Below are 25,196 nucleotides of genomic sequence, written 5' to 3' on the forward strand. Positions count from 1 at the left end.
ATTGGATTTTTGCCCCCTAGTGAAATTGACTCACTGTTTGTGGGTTTGTATTAAAGAATTCCGAGAGTGAGTGCAATACGGATGTAGCCGCCCAATGGGTTTTGCTAACGCAAAGGCAACGGAATCTCACAAAAAAAGCTCCTTCGGGGGCTTTTTGCTTTTTACGCATGGTGATTTAAGCAAAGCCCATATAACGGTAATCAAGTGGCTCTTGATTGCGAGGTGTGACGCTTGGCGGTCATCTTTGTTGGGTAGCTCCCAGTAAGTCACTAGCCGTAAGAAGGTTTATTTTTGCAGTCTCCATGGGATTAGTCCCCTTCAACCCACTTTGGTGGGTCTTTTTATATCGAGGTCATGACATTACCCCAAAGATCATTCATCAACCCTGAAACAGCGCTAGAGCGTAATCAGGAGTTTGATCAGTCCCTTGGATGCAAGTCATGTCAGCACCATGCTTATGTGTGGAGTGTTCGAGTTTGCCAAAAGCACGAAGGCTTAACAGGCAATCAATTGGCAATTTGCCAAGACTATCGTGCAAGCGTTCGTTCTGCTCATGACAAGCTCGTTGAAGTATTTAAAAAATAATGGCTTCAAAACCAATACCGGACTCTGTAAAAGAGTCCATCCTCGCTGATTGGCGCACAGGCGAATATAGCCAAAGGCACATAGCACAACGCTATAAGGTCAGCTTGGGAGTGGTCAATAAGATCACTAAGGGTATTGAAAAAGATACCGCCACAATCGTGAACAAATTAGTTGAGGCAAAACAAGAACTTAGCCAACTTGATGAACGCACCGTGAACGCTGTTCACGAAGTGGTTGATTCCAAGTTCAAGTGGTTGGAATACTTAAATAGGTCAGCCATTAAGAATGTCCAGCAAGCCATGGCAAAAGAATGTATTGACCAACAAGATTTTAACTATCGTGCGAAGACTATTGGAGTTGCCAAAGAAGTGATCGAGGGCAAAAACCCGAGTGTGGCAGTGCAGGTAAATAACAATGCCGAGCTTTTGCAAAATGTCGTGCATATCGTAAAGCTACCCGACAATGAGCGCTCCTAGTGTCAATGAGATACAACCGCAACCAGGGCCCCAAACACAATTCTTAGCGACTTCAGCGGATATTGCGATTTATGGAGGCGCTGCTGGTGGTGGAAAGACTTGGGCCTTATTGCTTGAACCTTTGCGCCATGTGGTGACCAATACTGAGTTTGCCGCCGTGTTCTTTCGGCGCAATACCGTACAGGTAAGAAACCCTGGTGGGTTATGGGATGAGTCTAATAAGCTCTACCCCTTGATGTATGCCAAGCCCGTGTCCCATGTTCTAGAGTGGCACTGGCCCAAGGGGGGAAGAGTTAAGTTTGCTCACTTGGAGCATGAAAACACAAAGCTAGATTGGCAGGGCGCACAGATTCCCCTAATTTGCTTTGATGAGTTGACTCACTTTAGTCGCTCCCAATTCTTTTATCTGCTATCTCGCAATCGCTCGATGAGTGGGGTCAAGCCCTACATTCGGGCTACTTGCAACCCTGATGCGGATTCATGGGTAGCCGAGTTAATCGAGTGGTGGATAGATCAAAAATCAGGATTAGCAATACCAGAGCGCTCTGGAGTCGTGCGTTGGTTCATTGTGATTAATGACAAGATTTTGTGGGGCGATAGCGCCCAAGAGTTAATCGAGAAGTATGGCAGTGTGGATTTACCTAGTGACCATGAAGAGCAGGTTCACCCAAAATCACTAACCTTTATCTCGGCAAAGCTCTCTGATAACAAAGCCTTACTAAAGTCTGACCCAAACTATTTGGCCAACTTGAAGGCTTTGCCTGCGGTTGAGCAAGCCCGCTTATTGGGTGGTAACTGGAAGATTCGCCCTGCGGCTGGTTTGTATTTCAGGCGTGAATGGTGCGAGATTGTTGATGCTATCCCTAGTGGTACTCGCTTTGTGAGGTATTGGGACTTAGCGGCAACCCCTAAGACTGAAGGTAATGACCCTGACTGGACTATTGGCGTCAAGTTGGGCCACAACCCAGTAACTGGGCTGTATTACGTTGCTCATGTGGTGCGATTGCGAGATACCTCATTGAAGGTGGAGAACTCCATTATTAATATGGCTTCTTCTGATACTTCAGCCTGCCGCATTGGATTGCCACAAGACCCAGGGCAAGCTGGTAAGTCGCAAGCTAGTTATTTGATTGGCAAATTAGCAGGGTACACAGTTACCGCAAGGCCTGAGCGTGGTAGCAAGATTATCCGCTTTGGCCCATTTAGCGCTCAGGCGCAAGCGGGGAATGTCAAGATTTTGCGGGGCTCGTGGAATGAGGCTTTCTTTACATCGCTAGAAGGATTCCCAGACGCAAACCATGATGATGATGTCGATGCTTGCGGTGGCGCCTTCGGAATGTTCACAAATAACACTTACGGTCTGTTTGACTATATCCAGCAACAGCACGAAAAAATGAAAGTACAGCAAGATGGCGGAAGCGAAACGAACCCCAATTGAACCAAGTTTGATAGCTAGAGTGAGCGCCGGGGTTCGTTATGTTCTAACTGGACAAGAGCCTAGCTGGTTTGGCCCACAGCAACCTATGTTGCCCGTGGTGTCCGAGTCTGAAAAGCCTAGCGTTGTAGGTCGCCAACTAGACTTTCCTGTTGGCTACAACACTCGCATTACACCACGCACAGAAGAGGCTATTAGCTTTGGTCAAATGCGTGCGCTAGCCGATGGCTACGATTTATTGCGCCTAGTCATTGAGACTCGCAAAGACCAAATGGCAAAGTTGAAATGGACGATTCGTCCAAAAGATAAGCAAGCCACTGCCGATAGCCGTTGTGATGAGTTGGTTGATTTTTTTAAGATGCCAGATAAAGAGCATTCTTGGGATGATTGGCTTCGAATGCTTTTGGAGGATTTGCTAGTTCTTGATGCTCCTACCATCTACATTCGCCCTACTAAAGGCGGTGATCTGTATGCTCTAGAGCCTGTTGATGGCTCAACGATTAAGCGGGTGATTGATGATATGGGTAGAACCCCCATGGCCCCAAACCCTGCTTATCAGCAAATTTTGAAGGGCTTGCCTGCGATTGATTACTCTTTAGATGAGTTGATCTATAAACCTCGCAATCCTCGTGCTCACAAGATTTATGGTTTCTCCCCTGTCGAGCAAATCATCATGACGGTCAACATTGCATTACGCCGTCAGGTCAATCAGTTGAGTTATTACACCGAGGGCAATACACCCAATTTGATTTTTAATACTCCGGCTGAATGGAATCCAGACCAAATTGCACAGTTTCAAGATTGGTGGAATAAGCTCAATCAGAGTCAAAGTAAGCACATCGCCCGCTTTATCCCCGGTGGTGTTTCGCCTCACGATACTAAAGCAGGCGCTTTAAAAGATGAGATGGACGATTGGTTAGCAAGGGTTGTTTGCTTTGCATTTTCAATCAATCCGACCCCATTTATTAAGCAACAAAATCGAGCGACTGCAGATAATGCGCACGAACAATCAATGCAAGAAGGCTTAGAGCCTACCAAGAATTGGGTTAAATCCCTTATTGATTTGGTAATTTTTAAATATTTCCGTATTAACGATTTAGAGTTTAGCTGGGAAGAAGAGGACTCTCTAGACCCGGTTGATCAATCGACGATTCAAGATAAAAAGATTCGCAATGGCTCCCTCACAATTAATGAGGCGCGCGCTAAAGATGGGGAGCCCCCAATTCCGGGTGGAGACACTCCCTTGATCTTTACTTCCGGTGGTGCTGTGCCATTAGACATGGTGCTTAATCCCCCTGAGCCATTGCCACCCAGTTTGCCTAACATCCCAAATCCCGACAAGGAACCCCCTCCTAACAAGGAGGCGCTAGGCAAAACAAAAAAAGCCATGGCGCCTATTGACCGAGATAGATCGGAAATTAGGCGCATTCAGAAAGAGATGAAGTCTGCTATGGCTGGTTTCTTTCAAAAGCAACAGGAAGTCATAAGCAAGCAAGTCATTGATGCTTACACGCAGGCCAATAAGGTGGACAAAGACAAGATTGAGCAAATATTGGCGGCCTTGAAGTTCTCAGGATGGGCTGTGATTGTTGGTGATATGGAAGATTTGCTAAAGCAAGTCTATGAGGATGGTGGAGTTGAGGCATTAGCTCAGTTGAAATTGGCCGCTGGTAACAATGCCAGTCAGATTGATGTTGATCAAACCCTTTCGCAAGTCAATGAGAAGGCGCTTGAATACGCTCAACAGCGTAGTGCCGAGCTTGTTGGTATGAAGCGAGATGAGGGCGGTGATCTTATCCCCAATCCTGATGCTAGTTGGCAAATTACAGAATCAACTAGAGAAATGCTCCGGTCTGATGTGGCTCGTGCCATTGAGGAGGGGATGTCTAATGACCAATTGGCTAGCCTAATTTCTGAGAACTATGCTTTTTCTGATGAACGAGCAGAGATGATTGCGCGCACAGAAACGGCATTTGCTGATGTGGCAGGCAATTTATCTGCCTATAAAGAGTCGGGCCTTGCTGTTGGTAAGCAATGGATTGTCGGCGCAGGATGTTGCGATGACTGTCAAGAATTGGATGGCGTAGTAGTTGGTATTGATGAAGAGTTCCCCAATGATGGTGGCGATGGGCCCCCATTACATCCCGCCTGTCGGTGCGATGTATTGCCCGTTTTAAACGATGAAGAAAATGATTAATTAGGAGTGTCTATGAAGTTATATGCAGAAATTTCCAAAAGCGAAGAGCTAGATGATGGCACTATCAAGGTGTGGGGATATGCGTCCTCCGAGGTCACCGATTCAGATGGTGAGGTAATTCAAGCGGATGCAATGAAAGCCGCATTACCTGGCTATATGAAATTTGGGGCAGTGCGTGAAATGCACCAAGCCAAGGCCGCAGGCACTGCGATTGAGGCTAAAGTTGAAGATGATGGTCGTACTTACTTTGGCGCTCATGTGGTTGACTCTGAGGCCGTGAAAAAAGTTAAAGCGAATGTCTATAAGGGCTTTTCAATCGGCGGCAAGGTGACTAAGCGTGATGAAATGAACAAGTCTCTCATTACTGGCATTAACTTAGTTGAAATCTCTTTAGTGGACCGTCCAGCAAACCCAGAGGCAATCTTTACTATGTTTAAGGCTGACACCATTGAGAACCAAGTGAGCGCAGTTGATGAATTAGCCGAGCTCCTCAATAAAGGCGACATTAGCCCTGAAGATTTATTGGCATTTGCTAAATCAAAAAAAGACCCTGTGCCTGCGGTAAATTCCACCGAAGGCAACGCCACTACTGACCCAGTCGATACTGAAAAAGCAATCAAGGCTGAAGAGTTAAAAAAGGGGATGTCTGCAGTTTGCTGGTTTGCTGACCTACTCTCTAATGTTGGCAGTCTGACTGATTGCGCAGAATGGGAATCTCAGGTTGAGGGTGATAAGTCCACAATTCCTCAGCAATTGCGTGAGTGGTTGGCTCAAGGCATTGAAATATTCAAGGCCATGAGCGAAGAGGAAACTACTGAATTGATGGCAGATTTACAAGCCATGGTTCCTGAGACAGACCCTGCAATGGGAACTATCGAGCAAAACGATAAGACTAGTGATCTTGCTAAGGCTGGCGCTAAGTTCTCCAAAGATGCTAAGGCAAAGTTGGCAAAAGCCCACCAAGCAATTAAAGATGCTAACGATCATTTGAGCGCTATTGGCTATGAAGGCAATGACTCAGATGAGGATGACACTGGCAAAGCAGGCCAAGCAAATGATCTTTCTAAAGTCGTTGGTGAGCTTGATTTGGTTAAAGGTGAGTTATCTAAGGTCACCACTGAGAAAGATGCTCTTGAAAAGCGTCTTAAAGAGATTGAAGCGCAACCCGCACCGGGCAAGGCGCTCTTGAAGGCCATTGATAAAACTGCCGACCAAGGCGGAGATGATCTTTCCAAATCTAGTAAGAATTCCGAAGCAGACCTTGTGAAGAACTCACAGGGCAATGTTGACGAAGTAGCTTCATTGATTAAATCGATTCACAAACAAGGCGGTGTTCTCACCTTTTAACACCATTTTTTAACCTCTAACCGACCCGCTACGGCGGGTTTCTTCATTTTCTAAAGCAATTTTCGCCACCGCAAGGTGGTTTTTTTTCGGAGAAATTTACATGAATCCTACCAAAGAAACTATCGATTTAGTTAAAACAGCGCAATCTGTGCCGGATGATTTGATTAAGTCATTTGTGCAGCCAAATAGCGCTACTACTGGCCTGCAAGCGTACAACCTTGAAGCTCCTGCTAAAAAGCTATACCCATTATTGACCCCTTTGCGTAATAGCATTCCTCGTATTGGTGGCGGTTTCGCTATCCAAGCAAACTGGAAGGCTATTACAAACATCAACGTAGCAAACGTGCGCGCGGGTGTTTCCGAAGGTAAACGTGGTGGCGTAATTAGCCATTCAACTTCTGAGTACATGGCTGCTTTCCGTGGCTTTGGCTTAGAAAACAACGTAACTTTTGAAGCTAACTATGCTTCAAAGAATTACGAAGACCTGAAGGCTTTGGCTGTTCAGCAATCGCTTGAAAGCACCATGATTCAGGAAGAGCGCACCATCCTTGGTGGTAACACTTCCGTATCTTTGGGTACAACTCCAACTCCAACATTAAGCGCTGGTACAGGTGGCACATTAGCGGCTGCAACGTACAGCGTGATTGCTGTAGCTTTGGGTTTACAGGCTTACCTCGACACAGTTGGTGTAAATAACGGCTCAATCGGCTCTTATTTCAATGCAGCTACTGCACAAGTGCCAGGTCAAATCGTTCGCACCAATGCGGATGGAACAACCGATACATTTGGTGGTGGTTCTGCTCGCAAATCTGCAAGCGCTACTGTTAACACTTCTGGCTCTGCTGGCTCTATCACTGCCTCTGTTGCACAGGTAAACGGTGCAGTTGGTTACGCTTGGTTTGTTGGCGAGGCTGGCTCTGAGAAGTTGGTTGCTGTTACTAGCATTAACTCTGCAGTGATTACTGCTGCTGCTAGCGCTGGAGCACAAACTGCTGCTAGTTTGGCTGATAGTGATAACTCCACTTCAGCTTTGGATTTTGACGGTTTGCTTACCCAAGCATTCAAACCAAACTCAGGTGCTTATATCTACAACATGGCAACAGGCACAGCGGGTGCAGGTACAGGCCTAACAGCCGATGGCGCTGGCGGTATTGCTGAATTTGAACAAGCATTTGTTCAGTTCTATAACCGCTATCGTTTAAGCCCTACAGTGATCTATGTGAGTGCGCAAGAGCTCATCAACATCACTAAAAAGGTGATTGGCAACGGTGGTGCTCCATTGCTCCGTATGACAACCGATGCGGTTAATCCAGGCAATTTGCAAGCTGGTCTGCGCGTGGCTGAATACTTGAATAAAGTAACAGGCACAAAGATTCCAGTGGTAATTCATCCGAATATGCCTGCTGGTACTGTGTTCTTCCACACAGAGAAGTTGCCATACCCAACTAGCAACGTAGGTAATGTGGTTCAGATGCTCATGCGTCAAGACTACTACCAGTTGGAATGGCCTGTTAAAACCCGTAAGTATGAGTACGGTGTTTATGCAGATGGCGTATTGCAACACTATGCTCCATTCGCAATGGGTGTTATCACCAACATCGCTAACGCTTAATTAAGCGTTAATGCGAGAGAGCCCCGGCCTTTTACAAGGCTGGGGTTTTTTCTTTATCTATTGGAATAAATCAAATGACACAAAAATTAATTGCCCCAGAAGGCCATACTTCAGTTACTTTTGAAGGTGAAAGTTTTGAAGTGGTGGATGGCATTGTTGAAGTTCCAGCACAAGCAGTTGCTGTACTTTTCTCGCATGGTTATGCCCCTTGGTTTCAAAAGAACAAGCGCGCGCCAAAAAAAGACAAACAAAACCCTTTAGGTAATGCGCCTGAAGGAGATGAAAACTCAAACCAAGACAATGAAGGTGATGGAACTGGTGACCAAGAAGGCAATGAAGGTAACGAGTCAGGCGAGCAATAATCGCTATGGACCAAAACCTTACAACGGTGGCCAATGTCAAGGAATGGATTGGTATCACTTCATCTACAGATGACACATTGATACAGCGCTTGTCTCTAGCGATTAGCCAGACAATTCAATCTTGGCTAAACCGCCAATTGAAAAGCCAAGCCTACACCGAGACTAGGAATGGCAACGGCAACAACTCGATGATGTTTGCCGATTACCCAGTTACCGAAGTAACAGGTGTAAAGGTCAACGGCAAGCCCATCTTGCCTTGCCCCGATTTTCAATCGCCTGGTTATCGTTTTAATGGCACTTCAATCACACTTATTGGATACATCTTTAATCAAGGTGTGCAAAACGTTGAACTGTCTTATAAGGCGGGGTTTGCCACTGTACCTCTTGATATTGAGCAAGCGGTAATTGAATTAGTGGCCTTGCGCTACAAAGAGCGAGACCGCATTGGTCAACAGTCTAAAAACATGGCTAATGGTGAAACCGTTACCTACATGATTAAAGACTTTCCCGATGATGTACTCAGCTTGTTAAAGAACTACAAGAAGGTAATCCCCCTGTGATTAAGGCTTGGCTAGTCGGCGGTGAGGATGTGGTTGCTAAGTTCAACTCCATGTCTCCAGCGATTGCCAATTCCTTGCAAAAGACAGTGGGGAGATTGACCTTGGAGCTATTGCGTGAAGTAAAAGGCAACAAGCTCTCTGGCCAAGCATTAAATGTCAAGACAGGGCGCTTGCGTAGGTCGATTAATCAACGAGTCGAGGCTAATGGTTCTAAGGTGGATGGTTATGTTGGCACTAATGTGCAATATGCCGCTTATCAGGAATATGGTTTTAAAGGTTCTCAAAATGTCAAAGCGCATTTGCGGATGATGACATCAGCATTTGGTAAGACTGTTAAGAACCCTCACAAGGTGATGGTTTCGGCTCACAGCAGACAAGTGAACTACCCAGACCATTCGTTTTTACGATCAGCCCTTAATGACATGACAGACCAGATTCAAAGCTCAATGCAAATTGACTTAGAGAAGACGGCTCATGATCTATTTATGAAGAACTTTATTAAATGAACCGTGAAATAATTTTTTCAGCATTGTTTGAAAGATTTAAGGGGATTGCGGGATTTATCACGGTATCTCGGCGCTTAAAGCATTGGGATGATGTTCCCTCTACGGAGCAACCAGCCTTATTTCAAACTCAAAAGAGCGAAGTGGTTTCCACTGTGCCGGGACTGAATTCGGTTTCAGATCTGCAAGTCGATGTTTACTTATATGCAAGAACATCCGGTGACCCATCAAGCTCCCCGGCAACCATATTAAATCCATTGGTTGATGCGATTTTTACGGCATTAAAGCCTGACCCCATTAGCAATAAGCAAACTCTTGGAGGCCTTGTTCAGCATTGCTGGATTGAAGGCTCTATCGAAACTGATGAAGGGGTACTTGGTGATCAAGGTGTAGCCATCATCCCCATCGTTATTAAAGCTGTCTAACTCAACCCCTAACCAATTTTTAATTCACTACCCCCGCCATGTGCGGGGTTTTTTATTTGGAGAAAACCATGTCTCAATATGCTTTCGGTACTGGCAATATGTATGTCACCCCTTTAACTGACGCTCGTGGAAATGCTATTGCAAATCCAACACCAATGCCACTCATGACATTGCAAGATGGCGCCATTGACTTCTCAGGTGACGTAAAAGAGTTATACGGTCAAAATCAATTTGCTCAAGCTGTTGGTCGTGGCAAAGTAAAGATGACTGTAAAGGTTAAGCCTGCCCGTATTTTTGCAGCCGTTTGGAATGCCATGTTCTTTGGTCAAACATTGAATTCAGGCTTGATGGCTGTCAACTCTGACACCCAGGGCCAAGTAGTGCCATCAACAGGCCCATACGCAATTACTGTTGCTCCTCCACTCACAGGTACTTTTGTTTCTGATGCTGGCGTTATCGATGGTAATGGCGACCCAATGGTTCGTGTAGCTTCTAGCCCAATTACAGGTCAATACAGCTTGAATGTGTTGACAGGTGTTTATACGTTTGCCTCCGCAGACTCTGGTAAGACTGTTTACATCAACTATATGTATAGCGCCACTGCTGGTGTTGGCAAAGCTCAAAAGATGACTGTGCAAAACTTGCCAATGGGCTATGCGCCAACATTTAAGGCGGATTTGACCGTTGCTTATCTTGGAAAACTGACAACCATGTCATTTCGCCGTGCAATGCCTACCAAGATGTCGATTGGTTTTAAGAATGAAGACTTTGCAATACCTGAGTTTGACTTCTCTGCCTTTGACGATGGAACAGGCAACATCCTTGATTTATCAACTTCGGAGTAATAAATGATTGAAGGCACTCGTATCACCATTGGCGGTGAAGAGTATGTAATTCCCGCCCTGTCTTTTGGGCAGATTAAAAAACTGCTTCCTAAAATTCAGATATTGCAATCTGTAGCCGGGTCTTTGACTGAAGAGCAGATGAATGCCGTTGCCGAAGTAGTGCAAACGGCGTTGTCTCGCAATTACCCAGATATGACTATTGAAAAGGTCGAGGACATATTGGATTTATCCAATGCGCCTAAGATTATCAAGGCCATTTTGGGCGGCTCAGGATTTGTGCAAGGTGAGCCGGGGGAAGCGCAGGCGGGGGGTTAGATTGGGGTCATTTATATTCCCATTTGATAACCGTTACTGGTTGGACTTGGGAATATATTGATGAAAACATGACAATTCCCCGCCTAAATGACATGAACAAGTATTGGGAGGAATGCCCTCCGGTTCATGTCATGCTGGCCCATCGATTCGGAATTACCAAGAAATCTAGCTCAGAAACAGGGCTAGATGAGCATGGTAATAGCCTATTCGACTTCTTTTAAGGTCTAAAATACGGGAATGTCGCAAGATAATCCCGATAATTTAACGAAAAAGCGTGGTCCTTATTGGATACCAGGCGTTAATGGGATTGTGTTGGAGGAGGCTTTAGCGCTCATGGCCTATGGCACAAAAGCAATGAAGCTCACCATCACCAAAAAGCGGGTTAATCCCATAGAGCCACAAGCAGGCCACGACCCTGACGAAGAGCAAAGTGAAAACTTGTTTTACTTTCACATTGATATAAAAAATTTAGAGTAGTTTTCTTAGTACGACACATAAGCCACCTTCGGGTGGCTTTTTTATTTTTGGGCGACCCATGTCAGATAACAGCGTTGAAGTACGGATTGGCGGTGACGCATCGGAAGCACAAAATGCAATGTCGGCTGCCGCTAATGCCATAAAAAGTAGCGTTAGTGAGATGACTGGTAGTTTGGGTGGGCTTGGTGCAGCATTTGAAGCTGTTAAAGCACCATTCTTAATGCTGTCGGCTGTATTAGCTGGCGGCAAGATATTCAAGGAGTCTATTGACTCTGTAGTTGAAGAGGCCGGAGAGGTTAAGAAGCTCTCCAACGCCTTTGGCATGACTGCCGAAAAAGCAAATGAGCTAAATATTGCATTGCGCTTAGTTGGCATTAGCGCAGAAGAGTATGTCGGCATTGCTATGAAGTTTGACCGCCAACTTAAAACCAATGAGTCTGGCCTTAACACTTTGGGAGTAGCAACGCGCGACTCCAATGGTAGTTTGCTAGACCAGCAAACATTGCTTAAAAATGCCGTTTCCACAATGATGGAATACAAGGCGGGGACAGACCGAAATCAATTTGCATTGACAAATTTTGGGCGCTCTGCAGAAGAAGCATTCAAACTCCTCAAACTCAATAATGATGTTCAAGAACGTGCCACCGAGATGGCAAAGAAATATGGCATTGGTATTGGTCAAGATGCTGTCGAGGCTGTCAAGAAATACAAGATTGAACACGCCGCCGCTGGAATTGTCATGGAAGAGTTTAGCCAAAAGCTAGGCGAGGCACTAATTCCCGCTATCACCAAGATGAATACCGCCTTTGTTGAGATTGGCTCGGCAATCTTGCCAGTAGTTTCACAAGCATTTGAGGTTCTAGGTGAACTAATTGGCGCAGTAGGCGAAGTCATATCGGGTGCGGCTGGTGTCATTGTTGAAGTATTCAATCAAGTTGGCGAAACCGCAAAAGAGATTTTTGGGGACTCTGTACCTAAAGACATGAGCATTATGAATATGGCAGTAGGCACTCTTAGCTCTTTAATTACTGCCGCTAAATTCGCCATTTTGGAGTTCTTTCAAGTCATTGGCATGGGTGTTGCACGAGCCTCTATTGCTTGGCGCACATTCGCAGAGATTGCCTCTGCCGCTATTCGTTTAGATTTTGCAGGAGCAAAAGCCGCCTACGAAAAGGGTATGAACGAAATGACGGCGGCATCACAAGCCCACGCCAATAAGATGGTGGAGATTTATCAGGCTGCCGACAACAAAATTAAAGCTATTTGGGGAGGTGAGCAGTCCGAAGGGAAAGAGGATTCCCCTAAGTCAGGCACTAAGTCATTTGTTTCGCCAGATAAGACTAAGGGTGATAGCCAAATTCAAACTTGGAAAGCTGACCTAGAGCAAAAAAAAGAAGATGAAGGCAATTTCTTTAAATCTTCACTGCAAATGGAGGAGCAATTTTGGACGGCAAAGTTAGCAGCCGTAACAGGAAACTCCGTTAAAGAAGTGAAGTTGCGCCGTGAAATTCAGCACGAATTGTTCTCCATTCATAAGCAACAAGCTACGGATGAGCGTGCCACAGAGGATGAAAAACTTTTAGCCAAGCAAAAGATGGCAAAGATTGAGCTTGATGGCGAGCGTGAGAAGTTGCGCCTAAAAAAGGAAATGGGAGACCTTTCCGACTCTGAATATTTGCAAGCAATGTCCATCTTGATGGATAAGGAATACAACATTCAGCTTAAGGCCTTGCAAGATAAGTTGGCTCTCTACGAAGAAGACAAGAAGGCACAGCAAAAGATCAACACTGATATTGAGATATTGACTGCAGAGCATGCTAACAATGTCAAAAAAATCAATGATGATGTCATGCTCTCCAAGAAAAAAGAGTATGAGCAAATGATGTCCCCCGTCACTTCGGCAATTGATAAATCAATTACCGGGATGATTCAAGGAACAATCACCATGCAAAAGGCATTGCACAACATTTTCCAATCCATTTTGGGTGAGTTTGTGAGCATGGCAACCAAGATGGTTACTCAATGGATTGCTGGGGAAATAGTTAAAACGGAAGCTAGCCAAACAAATGCTCTAGTAAGGGGAGCTATTTCAGAGCAAGAGAGCGCAGCAAGCCTATCCAGTCAAGTTGGAAATATATTGAAATCAATATCCAATAGCGCCCAAGAAGCCTTTGCTGGAATTTTTGGATTCTTAGCGCCGGAGATGGGTCCTGCTGCGGCTGGTCCCGCGGCGGCGGGAAGTGCTGTGGTTATGGGATTGGGTGCCAATTTAATGGCAGAGAAAGGGTTTGATATTCCTGCGGGCATGAATCCCATTACACAGTTGCATCAAAAAGAAATGGTGCTTCCCGCAGAGCAAGCCGATGTAATTCGTGGCATGGCCTCCAGTGGCTCTCCAACAATCAAACTCAATGCCGTCCCTATGAAGGGTGGCTTTTTGATGATGCACAAAAATGAATTAGCGAAAGTCATTAAAGACCTGCACCGTAACGGAAGCCTAAAACTCTCATGAGCAATCGATACTTTCCAACATTGCCAGGCTTAAATTGGAGTAATAAAAAGACTCCTATTTGGTCAACTAATATTCAAACCAGCTCGTCAGGAAAAGAATTAAGAGCTTCTTATTTTTCTTATCCTAAATGGCAGTTCTCTTTGAGCTATGAATTTTTGAGAGATAACGGAGAGGATGAGCTGCAAGCATTGATTGGTTTATTCAATCAATGCCGCGGGTCTTTTGATACTTTTCTCTATACCGACCCAGACGATAATTCCGTTGTAGATCAGGCTTTTGGCGTTGGGGATGGGGTTACTACTAAATTTGGTTTAGTGCGCTCATACGCTAGTTGTATTGAGCCTGTTATGGCTACTAATGGCACTCCAATCATTAAAAAAGATGGCACGCCAACCACGGCATTTACGCAAACTAATAACCTGATTACTTTTGCAAGTCCCCCAGCAAATGGGCAGTTACTTACTTGGTCTGGTGCGTTTTATTACAAATGCCGATTCTTGCAAGACTCAATGGACTTCGAGCAATTTCTCTATCACCTTTGGACGGCTAAAAAAGTCGAGTTCGTGAGCGTGAAATGAAAGCTGCAAGTCCAGCATTAATCAGCTTATTGGCTTCAAGCGATACCTTCCTAATGGCTGAATTGTTTACCTTTACGCTAATAAATGGGGAGCAATATCGCTGGACTACTGCCGACATTGATCTTGTTTATGGCGGTAATACCTATAAATCAGGTGGCTCTCTTATTAATCGTGGCACGATCAAAAATGTGATTGGTGTCGAAGTGGATACACTTGCGCTAACCCTTAGTCCAAGCCCAGATGATTACATTGGAAATATTCGTTTATCTAATGCTATTTTGAATGTCGGCTTTTTTGATGGCGCAAGGGTTGAATTAAGAAAAGTCTTTTTGACAGATTTTGCTAGCCCCCCCGTTGGAGATTTAATTCTATTTATGGGTAAGGTTTCCGATATTGTTGGAACAGGCACTCAAATTGAAATTAGCGTGAAATCTAAGATGGAAACGCTGAACTCACAAGTTCCTAGAAACCTCTATCAGGCCTCTTGCATTAACTCAGTATATGACCCAATGTGTCAGGCCAATAAAGGTGCTGTAACTGCTTCAGGCTCGATCTCTAGCGGTACAACTTCCTCAGTAAGCTCTAACGTCTATGCAAATGACGGCTACTATAACCAAGGCGTATTGACTTTCACAAGCGGTGCAAATAATGGAATTAAGCGCACTGTAAAAAGTTATCTTGGCAGGGTGTTTACTTTTGCATTGCCACTACCTAGCGCTCCTAGTGCAGGCGATACCTTCACGGTGTTTCCAGGTTGCGATAACACCATGTCAACTTGCGCCAATAAGTTTGGGAACTTGATTCATTTTAGAGGGATGCCTTATATCCCCGTTCCTGAAACGAGCATTTAATGAACGCTATCTTAAAAGAGGCTTACTCATGGATGGGTACTCCATATCATGTGCATGGTCGCATTAAAGGCGCCGGGGTAGATTGCGCCACTCTCTTGTGTGAGGTTTATGAAACGGTTGGCCTTATTCCTCATGTTGACCCAGGCTACTACACACCTGACTGGCACTTACACAGGGCAGAAGAAAAGTATTTAGGTTGGCTTTACCAATATGGCACTGAAATTGATAAACCTGAGCCTGGGGATGTGGCAATTTGGAAGATAGGGCGCTGCTTTTCTCATGGTGCAATCGTTGTCAACGAAACAACCATCATTCATAGCCATCTAGGGCAAGGTGTAGTGCTTGCGGATATTCAACAATTTGGCAATCGAGCCGTGAAATTTTTTAGGGTTGGAAAATAATGGGCGGCATATTTGGAGGGGGAGGTTCTGCGCAATCAGTTAGCACGGTAGATAACCGCATCTCTGCAATGCAGATTCAAACCTCAAACTACGGCAAAGCAATCAGCATTATTTACGGCACAACTCGGGTTAGCCCAAACCTTCTCTATTACACCGACTTTACAGCTATTGCTCACACCACGGTAACAAGTAGTGGTGGTGGCGGTGGTGGAGGGAAGGGTGGTGGTGGCGGTGGCGGTGGCTCATCATCAAATACAACATATACATACAAAACTGCGCTACTTATGGCTCTTGGCGAAGGAGTCATTAGCAATGTTGGCAGTATTTGGCGCTCAAAAGATAAATTTGTTGTAAAGCCTGACTACGTTTCCAATGATGAAACTATTGTTGGTTATACCAATGTTGTTTATGGTTATGACGATTCTGGAAATCCACTCTATGCGTCTGGTCCAGAATGGGCTGACTGGGGCTCTACCCCAATTACTGAGATAGTTCAAACTTATCATCCGCCTGTACCTGCATTAGATCAGCTTGGAATGGCATTAGCTACTGGCGAGATTGGTCAAGCCCCTCAACCTTATTTATTAAGCAATCACCCAAGTGAAGCCCTTGGCTACTCTGGAATTGCTTACGTTTATGGCTGGTCAATAGATCTGCAAAATAGTGCCGCCATGTATAACTACAGTTTTGAGGCCTATGGAAAATTCCAGTATGGCAATGGAATTTTAGATGCCAACCCAAAAGATGTGATTTTCGATGCTTTAACTAGCACCCAATATGGTTCTGGATTTAATTCATCTGATTTTGGGTCTCTGACTGATTTTAGTAATTACTGTATTGCCGCAGGGTTATTTATTAGCCCAGCTTACGATGCTCAAAAGTCAGGCGCAGACATTGTCACAGAGGTTGCCTTAATGACAAATTCGGCCCCCGTTTATTCGGATGGCTTATTAAAAATAATTCCATATCAAGATGCCCCTGTAAGTGGCAATGGTGTTGCATACACTCCCAATATTGCCCCCGAATATGATTTAGATGGCACTGATTTTATTGTTCAAAATACGAGCGATGACCCTATAAAGATTACTCGCAAGACAAGCGCAGATGCTTTTAATCAGGTTCAAGTTGAGTTCATGAACCGATCTAATGATTACAACATCGATATTGCTACGGCTAAAGATCAAGCCAGTATTGAAGCTATTGGACTAAGGCCGCAAGATGTTGTTAAGTTGCATGGAATTTGTGACCCAGTAGTTGCGAACAAGGTAGCAGAGAATATAAAGCAAAGGGTTCTTTACATCCGCAATACCTATGAATTTACTTTGGGATGGAGATACTCTCGTTTAGAGCCAATGGATATAGTCACATTGACTGATTCAGTATTGGAGTTAAATCGCTACCCAGTTCGCATTACTACAGTCGAAGAAGATGAAATTGGCAACCTACTTATTACGGCTGAAGATTGTAATTTTGGTACTGCTTCATCCGCTATATATCCACATCAAGATAACTCAGGTTTTGCCCATAATTTCAATGCCGAGCCGGGCAATGTTGCTATCCCAATGTTTTTCGAGCCACCTGTTGATTTAACAACTAATGGCCTTGAAGTTTGGGCGGCAGTGTCGGGATTGAAAGATGGATGGGGTGGATGCTCAGTTTGGGTCTCGCTTGATGGTGCAACCTACAAAAAGCAAGGCCAGATTTATGGTGGCGCTAGGTATGGTGCTTTAACCGCAAATCTTGATCAAAATAATTCTTTGTCTATTGCCTTGGCTGGCAATGGTGGCCAACTATTCTCGGGATCTTTGGAGGATGCAAAAGCATTGCTGACTTTGAGTGTTGTTACCGATGGGGTAAACACTGAGTATTTAAGCTATCAAACAGCAACTTTAACCTCTAAAAATGCTTACACCCTTACAGGGCTAATTAGAGGGGCTTATCGGTCAAACATCCTAAATAAATTACCAGGCGCAAAATACGCTCGGATTGATTCGGCGATCAGCAAGAGTGACCCATTGGATTTATCGCTTGTTGGTAAAAAAATCTATTTTAAATTCACCTCATTTAATTCATATTTAGGAGGGGAGCAGTCACTAGCAGATGTGAGCTCATATTCTTATCAGATCACTGGTGAAATGCTGAGAATTCCACCGGATAATGTGCAGGCATTCGCCATTGATGAGAATGCTTCCAAATTTACTTTGACATGGAATCCGGTATCAAATTCGAATTTATCAGGCTATGAGATTCGCTGGATTAATGGTGATAGCAGAGATTGGGGTAATGCCACTCCAATTCATCAAGGAATATTAGTTTCAAGTCCTTATATTTCAGCCAATAAGCCCACAGGCTTTGGCACGTTGATGATTAAGGCGGTTAATAAATTTAATGAAAGCCTTGTTCCTTCGGCAATTGTTATTAATCTAGGTGATGCCTTAGTAGCCAATGTGATTGAAACAATTGATATTGGTGCGGCTGGATTCCCCGGTGGGATTACTGGCGGCTCAATAGTGGATGGAAAGTTAGTTGCTAATGAGCAGGAAATATTTTGGAACCCAAATGACACTGCAAATATGTGGCATACAAATTCCACTGCAATGTGGAGGCCGCAAACCTATTCAGAGATGGTCTATGAGGCAACTATACAAGCGCCTCCTGGTGTTGATGGAAGTCAACTAACTATTCCTTATGTCATTGATGGCAACAATTGGAAAATAGAGTATCGCAAGATTGGCCCTCCAATGTGGACTCATGACGATAGGTTGATGTGGTCGTCCGATGATAGGTCAATGTGGTTATTTGAAGGTCCAGTCATGTGGACTATTGATGCCAATCCAATGTGGAATCAAGATGCTAACCCTATGTGGAGTTTGCCTGACTACCTTCCTTGGCCAGGCGCAATTACTGCTACAGAAGATCAATATCAAATCAGAATTTCGATTGGATTTGGCGGAACTCAAGGAACAGTCTCAGCTTTATCGGCTAATTTTGATGTCCCTGACAAAACTGAGGTTTTTAGTGCGGTATCAATTGCTGACTCAGGCTCAAGACTTCCAATAACTAAAAACTTCATCTCAATCAAAACCGTGAATTTATCGTTGTTGTCAGACACTGGCAGCGCCTTCATTGCAAGGGTAGTTGATAAAAACAGCGATTTAGGTCCACTGGTGCAGTGCTTTGACTCTAGCAATAACCCTATTGCTGGGAAAGTGGATGCAACGATTCAAGGTTATTAACAAGGAATTATATGAAAGCACTATCACCCTTTAAGCGTGGAGATACATTTTCCCTAGATTGCACTAACAAGAAGCGCCGTGCAGATGCCAATGGAGCTCCAATTAAGGTAGATGGAAAGTACATCTATGACCCAGAGGCTCTTACCAATCAAACTTTGATTAAGGCGCAATTGCGTGACCCTGTAACGATGTCATTGGTTGATGATTTGCAGATTGTATTTAATGCAAATCAAACAGATAGCCCTGGAAAGTTTGTCATGCTTTCATCAGTTAATGCAGATACAGGCACATGGCCTTTGGGGAGTGTGATTTGTGACTTAGAGGTTACTGTGAATGGGAAGGTCCGCTCTAGCGACTCATTTCTTATACCTATCATTGAGGATGTCACCAAATGACTGATTTGATTGAAATTCAAAATGAGCCAATGAACCTCATTGAGATTGTGGATAAGGAGAATTTCACAATTGAAATAAATGACAACCCGTCAAATTCAATCGAAGTCGCTTTTGCAGTTCTTGGACCAAAAGGAGATGCGGGTGATTCCGTTGACCCTAATGCCGATTTTTCTTTGCTTTACGAAATTTATAAACTTTAATAGGAGTCAACCATGTCATTACAAACCCAACTGAATGCACTTATTAGCGCTATTGCCACCGACATTAAGTCATTGCTAGCGAAACAAGGCAATCTTACAAACCTGACAACAACATCTAAAACCGATTTGGTTAGCGCGCTCAATGAACTAAAGACATTGATTGGCGCAATCGATTTGACAGCCTTAATTAGTGATGGCTCTACCACTTCGACAATAAAAACCTATTCAATTGATAAGATCAATTCTCAAATTAGCGCGGCTGTTAGCGCTTTAGTCAACGGTGCGCCAACTGCATTAGATACGCTTAATGAATTAGCAACAGCCATTGCAAGCGATGAAACTGGTATTGCTGGATTAGTTACCGCCGTTGGTAATCGAATTCGATACGATGCCGCGCAATCTTTGACATCGCCACAACAAATTCAAGCCTGTCAAAACATTGGTGTTGGTGACCCAACTACTGATTTAGCCGCCGCTTACTCTACAGCTAAGGCTTAAATCATGAGCCTGCTTACACAATTGCAGGCGTTCATTTCAGCGGTTGGGTCTGACATTAAGGCTTTAAATACGGCCGTAAGTAATAGCGGTATTCCAAGTCAAACAAGCAATGCGCGCAAGGTTGTTAAGACAAACGGCACTACGCTTGCCTTTGACTTTCCTCAGACGCAAAGCAGTAGCGCTGGGGCTATACCATCGGCATCAACCCTTGGCCTTGGGGAAGAGTTAATAAACACCAATGACGGAAAAATCTACTTTAAAAAATCCGTTGGCGGTGTTGAGACAGTCCTTGTTTTAGCAGGGCAAAGCCCATTAGGTAGTAGTGCGCTCATGTGGACAACTGACCCAAATTTGATGTGGACGCAATAAACAAAATTTAATTTATCCATCTTTTTTATGAACCGCCCTTTGAGGCGGTTTTTTTATTTCTAAGGAGTAATCTCATGCCCGCATTACCAGCAAAATCAGTGCTAACAGCCTCGACAGTAACCGAGGGCGCATTTAAGGCCGGATTAGATCAAATAAATGACTTTTTGTCAGGCTTATTAGGAACAAGTGGATCTCCGCTAGACGCCCGTATAGCCCTAGGAATTCCAAACCCATTTGGAGTATTTTTTAAAGCCGACCCATCGACAGTCGGATTTACAAAAACTGCCGTAAATACTGCGAGCATTAAGGCTGGTACTTATGTATTTGTTGGTAGTTCGCTAGTTTCATTTGCTAACGCTACCCCAATCTCTATGCCAACTTTGACGGCGGGTACTGATTACGCTATTTGGGTTAAGGATGATGGCACTCTTCAAGCCACTACCTCATTTACATCAACCCCGGGCTCAGGTAACTGGCGCAAGATTGGTGGATTTCACTATGCTCCTGGCGATAATGCGGCGGCTCAATCAGGCGGTAATACTACTCCGCAGATCAATGCCTATTCATTCTGGGATTTGAACTTTAAACCTGAGTGTCCTGACCCGCGCGGCATGACCTTGGTGGCTAATAGCTTTTGGGCTGACATTTATTTGCTTGGTGTTGACCATTTAACCAATGGAACATCCAAATACAACGTCACCATTGCCGACGGTGCAAGTCCCCCTAAGATTCCTACATTATTTGGCGGCTCCGGCACAAATGCTTATGGCGAGTTCAACTGGTGGGAAGCTGGCGAAGTTATGCGCTCATGGGGCAAGCGCCTAGCACGATATGACGAGTTTGCGGCTCTTGCATTTGGTACAACTGAGGCGGCTTCAATTGGTTCAGATCAAAACTCAACTATTTGGAACGCTGCTTATGTTTCCAAGTGGGGCGCTAACCAAGTCGCTGGAGTAATGTCGCAATGGGGTGCTGATTTTGGTGGTGGTGCGGCGGCGGCTGGATGGGTTAATAACACCATTGGTCGTGGTCAAACCTATCAACTTCCGAACGCTGTGAGCTTCGGTGGCAACTGGGGCCACGGTGCGTACGCTGGTTCGCGTTATTCGTTTTGGGTCGATTCGCTCACGCTTTCGAGCTACTACTTCGGGGCGCGCGGCGTCTGTGACCACTTGCAACTTGGTTAATCGGGTCGGCAGACCCGATGGCAGTTATCAAAGATCAGACAAATTCTTATGACCAAATGCTTATTGTGGATAAGTTTGAAGTGGTTTTCGATTATCTATATCCAATCGCTCAAAGTATTCCCAATAAGCATAAGGTCGTTAAAGAAATGCTTTTGCTTTGCCTTGTCACGCAATTTAAGTTGTTTCACCTTGCTGGCAAGACAGGACAAATTTCAAAACTAAATGACGCAGATTCAGAAATAGCATATCTGCGCAATCTATTACGCCTTTTATCCAAGCCATACATGAGGGCTATGACTATTCACCAAGTGGAAACAGCACAAGTGCTGATTGCCGAGGTTGGAAAGATCATGGGTGCATGGGTGGTGAAGGTAAAACGTAAGGGGCAGGCTGGGTAAACACGCTGTGAACTTCGGTGGCAACTGGGGCAACGGTGCGAACGCTGGTTCGCGTTATTCGAATTGGAACAATTCGCTCACGAATTCGAACAACAACATCGGGGCGCGCGGCGTCTGTGACGGTAAAGATTTAATTACTCCATAACAGCTACGGCTTTATGGGTAGGCCTTTTAAATATGGTCAGCCAGTCAGTCCTCCCTTGGGAAATACATTGCTCGGTTTGGTATTGCGCTTGGTAGTGAAAGTCAAAAACTCTAAATGAACAGCGCAACCAACTTTTATGAAACGACATAAGAATCTTATTGAGCAAATTGCTTCAATTGAGAATTTAAGAAATGCCTATAGTAAGACCTCTAAAAATAAAAGAAAGACTTATGGGTATCTTGAATTTAAAGAATATTCCCATGTCAACTTAAATAATATTCGAGAAGAATTGCTTGATGGCGCCTACAAAATAGGCGGTTATCGACAGTTTGTAATTTATGAACCAAAGGCAAGGCTTATATCTGCTTTGGACTTTGATGATAGGTTGATTCAACACGCTTTATGCAATGTGATTGGACCTATATTTGAAAGAACGTTGCTTCACAATACTTTTGCTTGCAGGCCCGGAATGGGGACTCATGCAGGGGTTCGATATATTCAATCGGAGCTCAGGAAAGATGGAGCAACTCATTATTTAAAGACCGATTACAGCAAGTTTTTTCCATCCATTGACAGGGTTATATTGCACCGCTTAATTGATAGAAAAATTGGCTGCAAATTAACTTTAAAAATCTTGCGAGAGATTATCCCTTTAGATGGTAAAGGAATCCCAATTGGCAGTCTTACCAGTCAACTCTTTGCTAATGTCTATGGTGGACTGATTGACCGCTATATTTATGATCAACTTGGCCACAGAAGATGGGCTAGGTACATGGACGATATTGTGATTCTTGGTGATGACCCTGTAAGACTTAGAAATGATTTTTATAGGATTCAAGAATTTTCAAAAGACCACATGAACATGAACATTAGCAAATGGTCATGTTCTGGGGTTGGCAGGGGAATTAACTTTTTAGGCTATCGAATTTGGGATACGCACAAGTTGCTAAGGCCTGATTCAGTTTTAAGAGCCAAAAGAAAAATATCTAATATGGTTCTCCACAACGATCAAGAGTCATTAGATAAATTTATTGCATCCTGGACTGGTCACGCAGCCTGGGCTGATACACACAACCTTTTTACTTGGATGGAGAATAAGCATGAACTTAATACCTATTATTAACACTAGAGAAGATTTAGACCATTTAATTGGTACGCCTGCCCATGATCAATTTATTGATTATTTAAAGGGCAGCATGACCCGCAAGCAGGACACTTCAGTCTATCCAGAGGGATATGGTCAGCCAGGCTACGAAGGGCCAGCCGTTGAACCTGTATGGACTGATATTGAAGATTTAAGCACTATCACCCGATTTGGATTCACAAAAGCTGATTTTCAATAATAGACATTGAAAAACTACTGAAAACAATAGCCCCTACGGGGGCTTTTTTATTGGGTGAATTATGGAAACTTCTGCTCTTATAGCGATTCTATTAACCAGCATTGGCGGCATGGCTACTGCAGTAGTGATGTATTTATTGGCTCAAAAAGATGCTAGGCAAGCCGAGCAAATTAAAGACCTGTATGACAAGCACTCTGAAGATTCTGAAAGACTGCAAAAACTTGAACTCACAGTGGCTAGTAATAACTACACTAAGGATGAGGTGAATGCAATGATGGTTGATCTTAAGTCCTATATTGCTGGCCTATTTGATAACTTCAAAGCGCTCATAGACGAGAGAACTAAGAATTTATGAATATCAAATTTTCCTTATACCCAAATTGGAAAACAATACTTAAAAAGGCATGGTCTTTAAGGTTCATGGCTTTATCTGGCTTATGTAGCGGACTTATCCTTATTCTGCCTTTTTATCAATCCGATCTTCCACGCAATGAGTTTTCATTGTTGATGGTGCTTTGCTCAATCCTAGCCCCTGTTTTTTCTGGCCTAGCAATGGTGAGTCGCTTAGTAAAGCAAAAGGCTGTCGATGGAGAATAAACGAATGGCCGCTGCCGCATTAGCCGTAAGCGGCTCAATGATTATTGGCCTAGCTCTTAATGAGGGGTATAAAGCCAACGCATATCCCGACTCAGGAAATGTGTGGACGATTGGCTTTGGAGAGACTAAGGGCGTAAAACAGGGCGATACAACAACCCCACAAAGGGCGCTAGTGGTCTTGGGTCAATCGATTGATGGTTATGCCAAAGGGGTTCAATCATGCGTTACAGCCCCCCTGTATCAGTATGAATTTGATGCTCTAGTAGATGGAGCCTATAACGCTGGCGCAGGTGCGGTATGCAAATCGCCAATGGTGCATTACTTCAATCTTCAGCAATACGAACAAGCCTGTGAATCATTTAAGACTTGGCGCACGCATGATCACGAGGGGCATGACTGTTCATCACCCGAATACATCCATAAATGTGGCGGGGTAGTTAATCGAAGAATCTATCAATACCAAACCTGCATTGGGGCTAAAAAATGAATCCACTTGCCTTTTTAACATCTGGCGCAAATTGCCTGATTGCAATTCTAGTTTCATCTGTTCTTTCACTTTTAGGAGGTGTTTACCTTGGTCACAACTACGAAAAAAACTACTACGAAGCAAAAATCAGCAAAGACAATCTCAGTAAAGAAGAAGCCTATAAATCCCAGCTTGCCATTGAGCAAGCCAAAAAAGACCTTGCAATCGCACAGCTCTTTAAAGAACTCCAAGCCGAGCAATCCAAAAGCTCAGGTTATCAGTCCCAAGCCAAAGCGCTCTATCTGGCCAACGGCACTAATAATCCTAGCGGCAATTGTTTTGTTAGCTTTGGTTTTATTCGGCTGTTCAACGCCAGTGCCACAGGTGAAACTACCTCCCCAGCAAGCACTGACTCAATCACTTCCACCATTGACCTTGATACCGTACTTTCCACCGCAATCGACAACCACGGAAAGTATCGACAAGCCGAAAGGCAAATAGAGGCGGTTAGGGCGGCCCAGTAAATGGATATTTTTGATCAAGCGTCCGATAGAGAATTGTCAGATACGGCCTTGTCCGTTAAGCATGTCAGGGATCAGGTGGTGCCAATTAAATACACTGGGCATTGCCTTTGCTGCAATGAAACTTTGGAAATAGGCCGCTTTTGCAAGGGCGAGGATTGCGGTGAGCAATGGGAGTTCGAGCAAAAAATGAAGGGCATTTCAGGAAAACGCTAGGCCACTAATTTTGCTTTTATTCACCAATTGGTGAATATTATGGTGAATATAAAGAGAAAGGCTCTCAAGCGTTAACCTGAGAGCCTTGATATTACTGGTGGGTCGGGCGAGATTCGAACTCGCGACCAACGGATTAAAAGTCCG

The 25,196-nt window shown here is 44.3% G+C and carries 32 protein-coding genes; all 32 read left to right on the forward strand.

The features are described from left to right. Positions 1–354: 354 nt before the first annotated feature. The 32 genes from ICE90_RS10540 (at position 355) to ICE90_RS10695 (ending at position 25,052) form a co-directional block, all read left to right on the forward strand. Positions 355–585: a hypothetical protein gene (locus tag ICE90_RS10540; RefSeq protein WP_216192441.1), complete on the forward strand. Its 231-nt coding sequence runs from the start codon at positions 355–357 to the stop codon at positions 583–585. Next, complete coding sequence (locus ICE90_RS10545) at positions 585–1,061, forward strand: hypothetical protein (protein WP_216192444.1); 477 nt, start codon at positions 585–587, stop codon at positions 1,059–1,061. Before ICE90_RS10540 ends, ICE90_RS10545 begins: the two co-directional genes overlap by 1 nt. Continuing rightward, the gene (gene terL, locus ICE90_RS10550) at positions 1,048–2,499 is read left to right on the forward strand and encodes a phage terminase large subunit (protein WP_216192449.1); all 1,452 of its coding nucleotides are present in this window, start codon (positions 1,048–1,050) and stop codon (positions 2,497–2,499) included. Before ICE90_RS10545 ends, terL begins: the two co-directional genes overlap by 14 nt. 19 nt (positions 2,500–2,518) lie before the next feature. Beyond that, complete coding sequence (locus ICE90_RS10555) at positions 2,519–4,693, forward strand: phage portal protein (RefSeq protein WP_216192450.1); 2,175 nt, start codon at positions 2,519–2,521, stop codon at positions 4,691–4,693. 12 nt (positions 4,694–4,705) lie between these two features. Further along, a complete protein-coding gene (locus tag ICE90_RS10560; RefSeq protein WP_216192452.1) occupies positions 4,706–6,040 on the forward strand; it encodes a hypothetical protein in 1,335 nt (444 codons plus the stop codon). A gap of 100 nt (positions 6,041–6,140) precedes the next feature. Beyond that, a complete protein-coding gene (locus ICE90_RS10565; protein ID WP_216192454.1) occupies positions 6,141–7,652 on the forward strand; it encodes a hypothetical protein in 1,512 nt (503 codons plus the stop codon). Between the two features lie 74 nt (positions 7,653–7,726). Continuing rightward, positions 7,727–8,014 (forward strand): hypothetical protein, encoded by a 288-nt coding sequence (locus tag ICE90_RS10570; RefSeq protein ID WP_216192456.1) that lies wholly within the window; start codon positions 7,727–7,729, stop codon positions 8,012–8,014. 5 nt (positions 8,015–8,019) lie between these two features. Next, on the forward strand, positions 8,020–8,574 hold the full coding sequence (locus ICE90_RS10575; protein WP_216192458.1) for a head-tail connector protein: 555 nt from the start codon (positions 8,020–8,022) through the stop codon (positions 8,572–8,574). After that, entirely contained in the window at positions 8,571–9,080 is a 510-nt protein-coding gene (locus tag ICE90_RS10580) for an HK97 gp10 family phage protein (protein ID WP_216192459.1), read from the forward strand. The genes ICE90_RS10575 and ICE90_RS10580 overlap by 4 nt, the downstream gene beginning before the upstream one ends. Next, positions 9,077–9,502: a hypothetical protein gene (locus tag ICE90_RS10585; RefSeq protein ID WP_216192460.1), complete on the forward strand. Its 426-nt coding sequence runs from the start codon at positions 9,077–9,079 to the stop codon at positions 9,500–9,502. Before ICE90_RS10580 ends, ICE90_RS10585 begins: the two co-directional genes overlap by 4 nt. A 68-nt stretch (positions 9,503–9,570) precedes the next feature. After that, positions 9,571–10,347 carry a hypothetical protein gene (locus tag ICE90_RS10590; RefSeq protein ID WP_216192461.1) on the forward strand — a complete coding sequence of 259 codons (777 nt, stop codon included), beginning with the start codon at positions 9,571–9,573 and terminating at the stop codon, positions 10,345–10,347. A gap of 3 nt (positions 10,348–10,350) precedes the next feature. Then, positions 10,351–10,662 carry a hypothetical protein gene (locus ICE90_RS10595; protein WP_216192462.1) on the forward strand — a complete coding sequence of 104 codons (312 nt, stop codon included), beginning with the start codon at positions 10,351–10,353 and terminating at the stop codon, positions 10,660–10,662. A gap of 68 nt (positions 10,663–10,730) precedes the next feature. Continuing rightward, entirely contained in the window at positions 10,731–10,883 is a 153-nt protein-coding gene (locus tag ICE90_RS10600) for a hypothetical protein (RefSeq protein ID WP_216192463.1), read from the forward strand. Between the two features lie 16 nt (positions 10,884–10,899). Continuing rightward, entirely contained in the window at positions 10,900–11,139 is a 240-nt protein-coding gene (locus tag ICE90_RS10605; RefSeq protein ID WP_216192464.1) for a hypothetical protein, read from the forward strand. A 58-nt stretch (positions 11,140–11,197) separates the two neighbouring features. Further along, positions 11,198–13,651 (forward strand): hypothetical protein, encoded by a 2,454-nt coding sequence (locus ICE90_RS10610; protein WP_216192466.1) that lies wholly within the window; start codon positions 11,198–11,200, stop codon positions 13,649–13,651. Continuing rightward, positions 13,648–14,229 (forward strand): DUF2460 domain-containing protein, encoded by a 582-nt coding sequence (locus ICE90_RS10615; RefSeq protein WP_216192468.1) that lies wholly within the window; start codon positions 13,648–13,650, stop codon positions 14,227–14,229. Before ICE90_RS10610 ends, ICE90_RS10615 begins: the two co-directional genes overlap by 4 nt. Then, positions 14,226–15,080, forward strand: coding sequence for a DUF2163 domain-containing protein (locus tag ICE90_RS10620; RefSeq protein WP_216192476.1), 855 nt, complete (start codon positions 14,226–14,228; stop codon positions 15,078–15,080). Before ICE90_RS10615 ends, ICE90_RS10620 begins: the two co-directional genes overlap by 4 nt. Next, positions 15,080–15,481, forward strand: coding sequence for an NlpC/P60 family protein (locus tag ICE90_RS10625; RefSeq protein ID WP_216192478.1), 402 nt, complete (start codon positions 15,080–15,082; stop codon positions 15,479–15,481). The genes ICE90_RS10620 and ICE90_RS10625 overlap by 1 nt, the downstream gene beginning before the upstream one ends. Continuing rightward, entirely contained in the window at positions 15,481–18,717 is a 3,237-nt protein-coding gene (locus tag ICE90_RS10630) for a phage tail protein (protein WP_216192479.1), read from the forward strand. The genes ICE90_RS10625 and ICE90_RS10630 overlap by 1 nt, the downstream gene beginning before the upstream one ends. Before the next feature lie 11 nt (positions 18,718–18,728). Beyond that, on the forward strand, positions 18,729–19,112 hold the full coding sequence (locus tag ICE90_RS10635; protein WP_216192480.1) for a hypothetical protein: 384 nt from the start codon (positions 18,729–18,731) through the stop codon (positions 19,110–19,112). Continuing rightward, positions 19,109–19,312, forward strand: a complete 204-nt coding sequence (locus ICE90_RS10640; protein WP_216192481.1) for a hypothetical protein — start codon at positions 19,109–19,111, stop codon at positions 19,310–19,312. The genes ICE90_RS10635 and ICE90_RS10640 overlap by 4 nt, the downstream gene beginning before the upstream one ends. A 12-nt stretch (positions 19,313–19,324) precedes the next feature. Next, complete coding sequence (locus ICE90_RS10645) at positions 19,325–19,810, forward strand: hypothetical protein (protein WP_216192482.1); 486 nt, start codon at positions 19,325–19,327, stop codon at positions 19,808–19,810. Between the two features lie 3 nt (positions 19,811–19,813). After that, positions 19,814–20,179, forward strand: a complete 366-nt coding sequence (locus tag ICE90_RS10650; protein WP_216192483.1) for a hypothetical protein — start codon at positions 19,814–19,816, stop codon at positions 20,177–20,179. A gap of 74 nt (positions 20,180–20,253) precedes the next feature. Beyond that, the gene (locus ICE90_RS10655) at positions 20,254–21,366 is read left to right on the forward strand and encodes a hypothetical protein (protein ID WP_216192484.1); all 1,113 of its coding nucleotides are present in this window, start codon (positions 20,254–20,256) and stop codon (positions 21,364–21,366) included. Positions 21,367–21,383: 17 nt separating this feature from the next. Next, positions 21,384–21,764: a diversity-generating retroelement protein Avd gene (gene avd / locus ICE90_RS10660; protein ID WP_216192485.1), complete on the forward strand. Its 381-nt coding sequence runs from the start codon at positions 21,384–21,386 to the stop codon at positions 21,762–21,764. A 281-nt stretch (positions 21,765–22,045) separates the two neighbouring features. Continuing rightward, positions 22,046–23,032, forward strand: a complete 987-nt coding sequence (locus ICE90_RS10665; RefSeq protein ID WP_216192487.1) for a reverse transcriptase domain-containing protein — start codon at positions 22,046–22,048, stop codon at positions 23,030–23,032. Continuing rightward, the gene (locus tag ICE90_RS10670) at positions 23,010–23,252 is read left to right on the forward strand and encodes a hypothetical protein (RefSeq protein WP_216192489.1); all 243 of its coding nucleotides are present in this window, start codon (positions 23,010–23,012) and stop codon (positions 23,250–23,252) included. The genes ICE90_RS10665 and ICE90_RS10670 overlap by 23 nt, the downstream gene beginning before the upstream one ends. Before the next feature lie 61 nt (positions 23,253–23,313). Next, on the forward strand, positions 23,314–23,607 hold the full coding sequence (locus tag ICE90_RS10675) for a hypothetical protein (protein ID WP_216192491.1): 294 nt from the start codon (positions 23,314–23,316) through the stop codon (positions 23,605–23,607). Further along, positions 23,604–23,849, forward strand: coding sequence for a hypothetical protein (locus ICE90_RS10680; protein ID WP_216192493.1), 246 nt, complete (start codon positions 23,604–23,606; stop codon positions 23,847–23,849). The genes ICE90_RS10675 and ICE90_RS10680 overlap by 4 nt, the downstream gene beginning before the upstream one ends. Continuing rightward, complete coding sequence (locus tag ICE90_RS10685; RefSeq protein WP_216192495.1) at positions 23,839–24,336, forward strand: lysozyme; 498 nt, start codon at positions 23,839–23,841, stop codon at positions 24,334–24,336. Before ICE90_RS10680 ends, ICE90_RS10685 begins: the two co-directional genes overlap by 11 nt. Then, positions 24,333–24,839, forward strand: coding sequence for a hypothetical protein (locus ICE90_RS10690; RefSeq protein ID WP_216192497.1), 507 nt, complete (start codon positions 24,333–24,335; stop codon positions 24,837–24,839). The genes ICE90_RS10685 and ICE90_RS10690 overlap by 4 nt, the downstream gene beginning before the upstream one ends. Continuing rightward, positions 24,840–25,052: a hypothetical protein gene (locus ICE90_RS10695; protein WP_216192499.1), complete on the forward strand. Its 213-nt coding sequence runs from the start codon at positions 24,840–24,842 to the stop codon at positions 25,050–25,052. It begins immediately after the preceding gene. Positions 25,053–25,196: the final 144 nt, after the last annotated feature.

This window comes from Polynucleobacter sp. AP-RePozz3-80-G7, assembly GCF_018882145.1.
Lineage (GTDB): Bacteria > Pseudomonadota > Gammaproteobacteria > Burkholderiales > Burkholderiaceae > Polynucleobacter.

Excerpts from the sequence above, each read along its gene's own strand:
- ICE90_RS10540 (WP_216192441.1), top strand. The coding sequence starts at position 355 with ATGACATTACCCCAAAGATCATTCATCAACCCTGAAACAGCGCTAGAG.
- ICE90_RS10545 (WP_216192444.1), top strand. The coding sequence starts at position 585 with ATGGCTTCAAAACCAATACCGGACTCTGTAAAAGAGTCCATCCTCGCT.
- terL (WP_216192449.1), top strand. The coding sequence starts at position 1,048 with ATGAGCGCTCCTAGTGTCAATGAGATACAACCGCAACCAGGGCCCCAA.
- ICE90_RS10560 (WP_216192452.1), top strand. The coding sequence starts at position 4,706 with ATGAAGTTATATGCAGAAATTTCCAAAAGCGAAGAGCTAGATGATGGC.
- ICE90_RS10565 (WP_216192454.1), top strand. The coding sequence starts at position 6,141 with ATGAATCCTACCAAAGAAACTATCGATTTAGTTAAAACAGCGCAATCT.
- ICE90_RS10570 (WP_216192456.1), top strand. The coding sequence starts at position 7,727 with ATGACACAAAAATTAATTGCCCCAGAAGGCCATACTTCAGTTACTTTT.
- ICE90_RS10575 (WP_216192458.1), top strand. The coding sequence starts at position 8,020 with ATGGACCAAAACCTTACAACGGTGGCCAATGTCAAGGAATGGATTGGT.
- ICE90_RS10585 (WP_216192460.1), top strand. The coding sequence starts at position 9,077 with ATGAACCGTGAAATAATTTTTTCAGCATTGTTTGAAAGATTTAAGGGG.
- ICE90_RS10590 (WP_216192461.1), top strand. The coding sequence starts at position 9,571 with ATGTCTCAATATGCTTTCGGTACTGGCAATATGTATGTCACCCCTTTA.
- ICE90_RS10595 (WP_216192462.1), top strand. The coding sequence starts at position 10,351 with ATGATTGAAGGCACTCGTATCACCATTGGCGGTGAAGAGTATGTAATT.
- ICE90_RS10600 (WP_216192463.1), top strand. The coding sequence starts at position 10,731 with ATGACAATTCCCCGCCTAAATGACATGAACAAGTATTGGGAGGAATGC.
- ICE90_RS10605 (WP_216192464.1), top strand. The coding sequence starts at position 10,900 with ATGTCGCAAGATAATCCCGATAATTTAACGAAAAAGCGTGGTCCTTAT.
- ICE90_RS10610 (WP_216192466.1), top strand. The coding sequence starts at position 11,198 with ATGTCAGATAACAGCGTTGAAGTACGGATTGGCGGTGACGCATCGGAA.
- ICE90_RS10615 (WP_216192468.1), top strand. The coding sequence starts at position 13,648 with ATGAGCAATCGATACTTTCCAACATTGCCAGGCTTAAATTGGAGTAAT.
- ICE90_RS10620 (WP_216192476.1), top strand. The coding sequence starts at position 14,226 with ATGAAAGCTGCAAGTCCAGCATTAATCAGCTTATTGGCTTCAAGCGAT.
- ICE90_RS10625 (WP_216192478.1), top strand. The coding sequence starts at position 15,080 with ATGAACGCTATCTTAAAAGAGGCTTACTCATGGATGGGTACTCCATAT.
- ICE90_RS10630 (WP_216192479.1), top strand. The coding sequence starts at position 15,481 with ATGGGCGGCATATTTGGAGGGGGAGGTTCTGCGCAATCAGTTAGCACG.
- ICE90_RS10635 (WP_216192480.1), top strand. The coding sequence starts at position 18,729 with ATGAAAGCACTATCACCCTTTAAGCGTGGAGATACATTTTCCCTAGAT.
- ICE90_RS10640 (WP_216192481.1), top strand. The coding sequence starts at position 19,109 with ATGACTGATTTGATTGAAATTCAAAATGAGCCAATGAACCTCATTGAG.
- ICE90_RS10645 (WP_216192482.1), top strand. The coding sequence starts at position 19,325 with ATGTCATTACAAACCCAACTGAATGCACTTATTAGCGCTATTGCCACC.
- ICE90_RS10650 (WP_216192483.1), top strand. The coding sequence starts at position 19,814 with ATGAGCCTGCTTACACAATTGCAGGCGTTCATTTCAGCGGTTGGGTCT.
- ICE90_RS10655 (WP_216192484.1), top strand. The coding sequence starts at position 20,254 with ATGCCCGCATTACCAGCAAAATCAGTGCTAACAGCCTCGACAGTAACC.
- avd (WP_216192485.1), top strand. The coding sequence starts at position 21,384 with ATGGCAGTTATCAAAGATCAGACAAATTCTTATGACCAAATGCTTATT.
- ICE90_RS10665 (WP_216192487.1), top strand. The coding sequence starts at position 22,046 with ATGAAACGACATAAGAATCTTATTGAGCAAATTGCTTCAATTGAGAAT.
- ICE90_RS10670 (WP_216192489.1), top strand. The coding sequence starts at position 23,010 with ATGAACTTAATACCTATTATTAACACTAGAGAAGATTTAGACCATTTA.
- ICE90_RS10675 (WP_216192491.1), top strand. The coding sequence starts at position 23,314 with ATGGAAACTTCTGCTCTTATAGCGATTCTATTAACCAGCATTGGCGGC.
- ICE90_RS10680 (WP_216192493.1), top strand. The coding sequence starts at position 23,604 with ATGAATATCAAATTTTCCTTATACCCAAATTGGAAAACAATACTTAAA.
- ICE90_RS10685 (WP_216192495.1), top strand. The coding sequence starts at position 23,839 with ATGGAGAATAAACGAATGGCCGCTGCCGCATTAGCCGTAAGCGGCTCA.
- ICE90_RS10690 (WP_216192497.1), top strand. The coding sequence starts at position 24,333 with ATGAATCCACTTGCCTTTTTAACATCTGGCGCAAATTGCCTGATTGCA.
- ICE90_RS10695 (WP_216192499.1), top strand. The coding sequence starts at position 24,840 with ATGGATATTTTTGATCAAGCGTCCGATAGAGAATTGTCAGATACGGCC.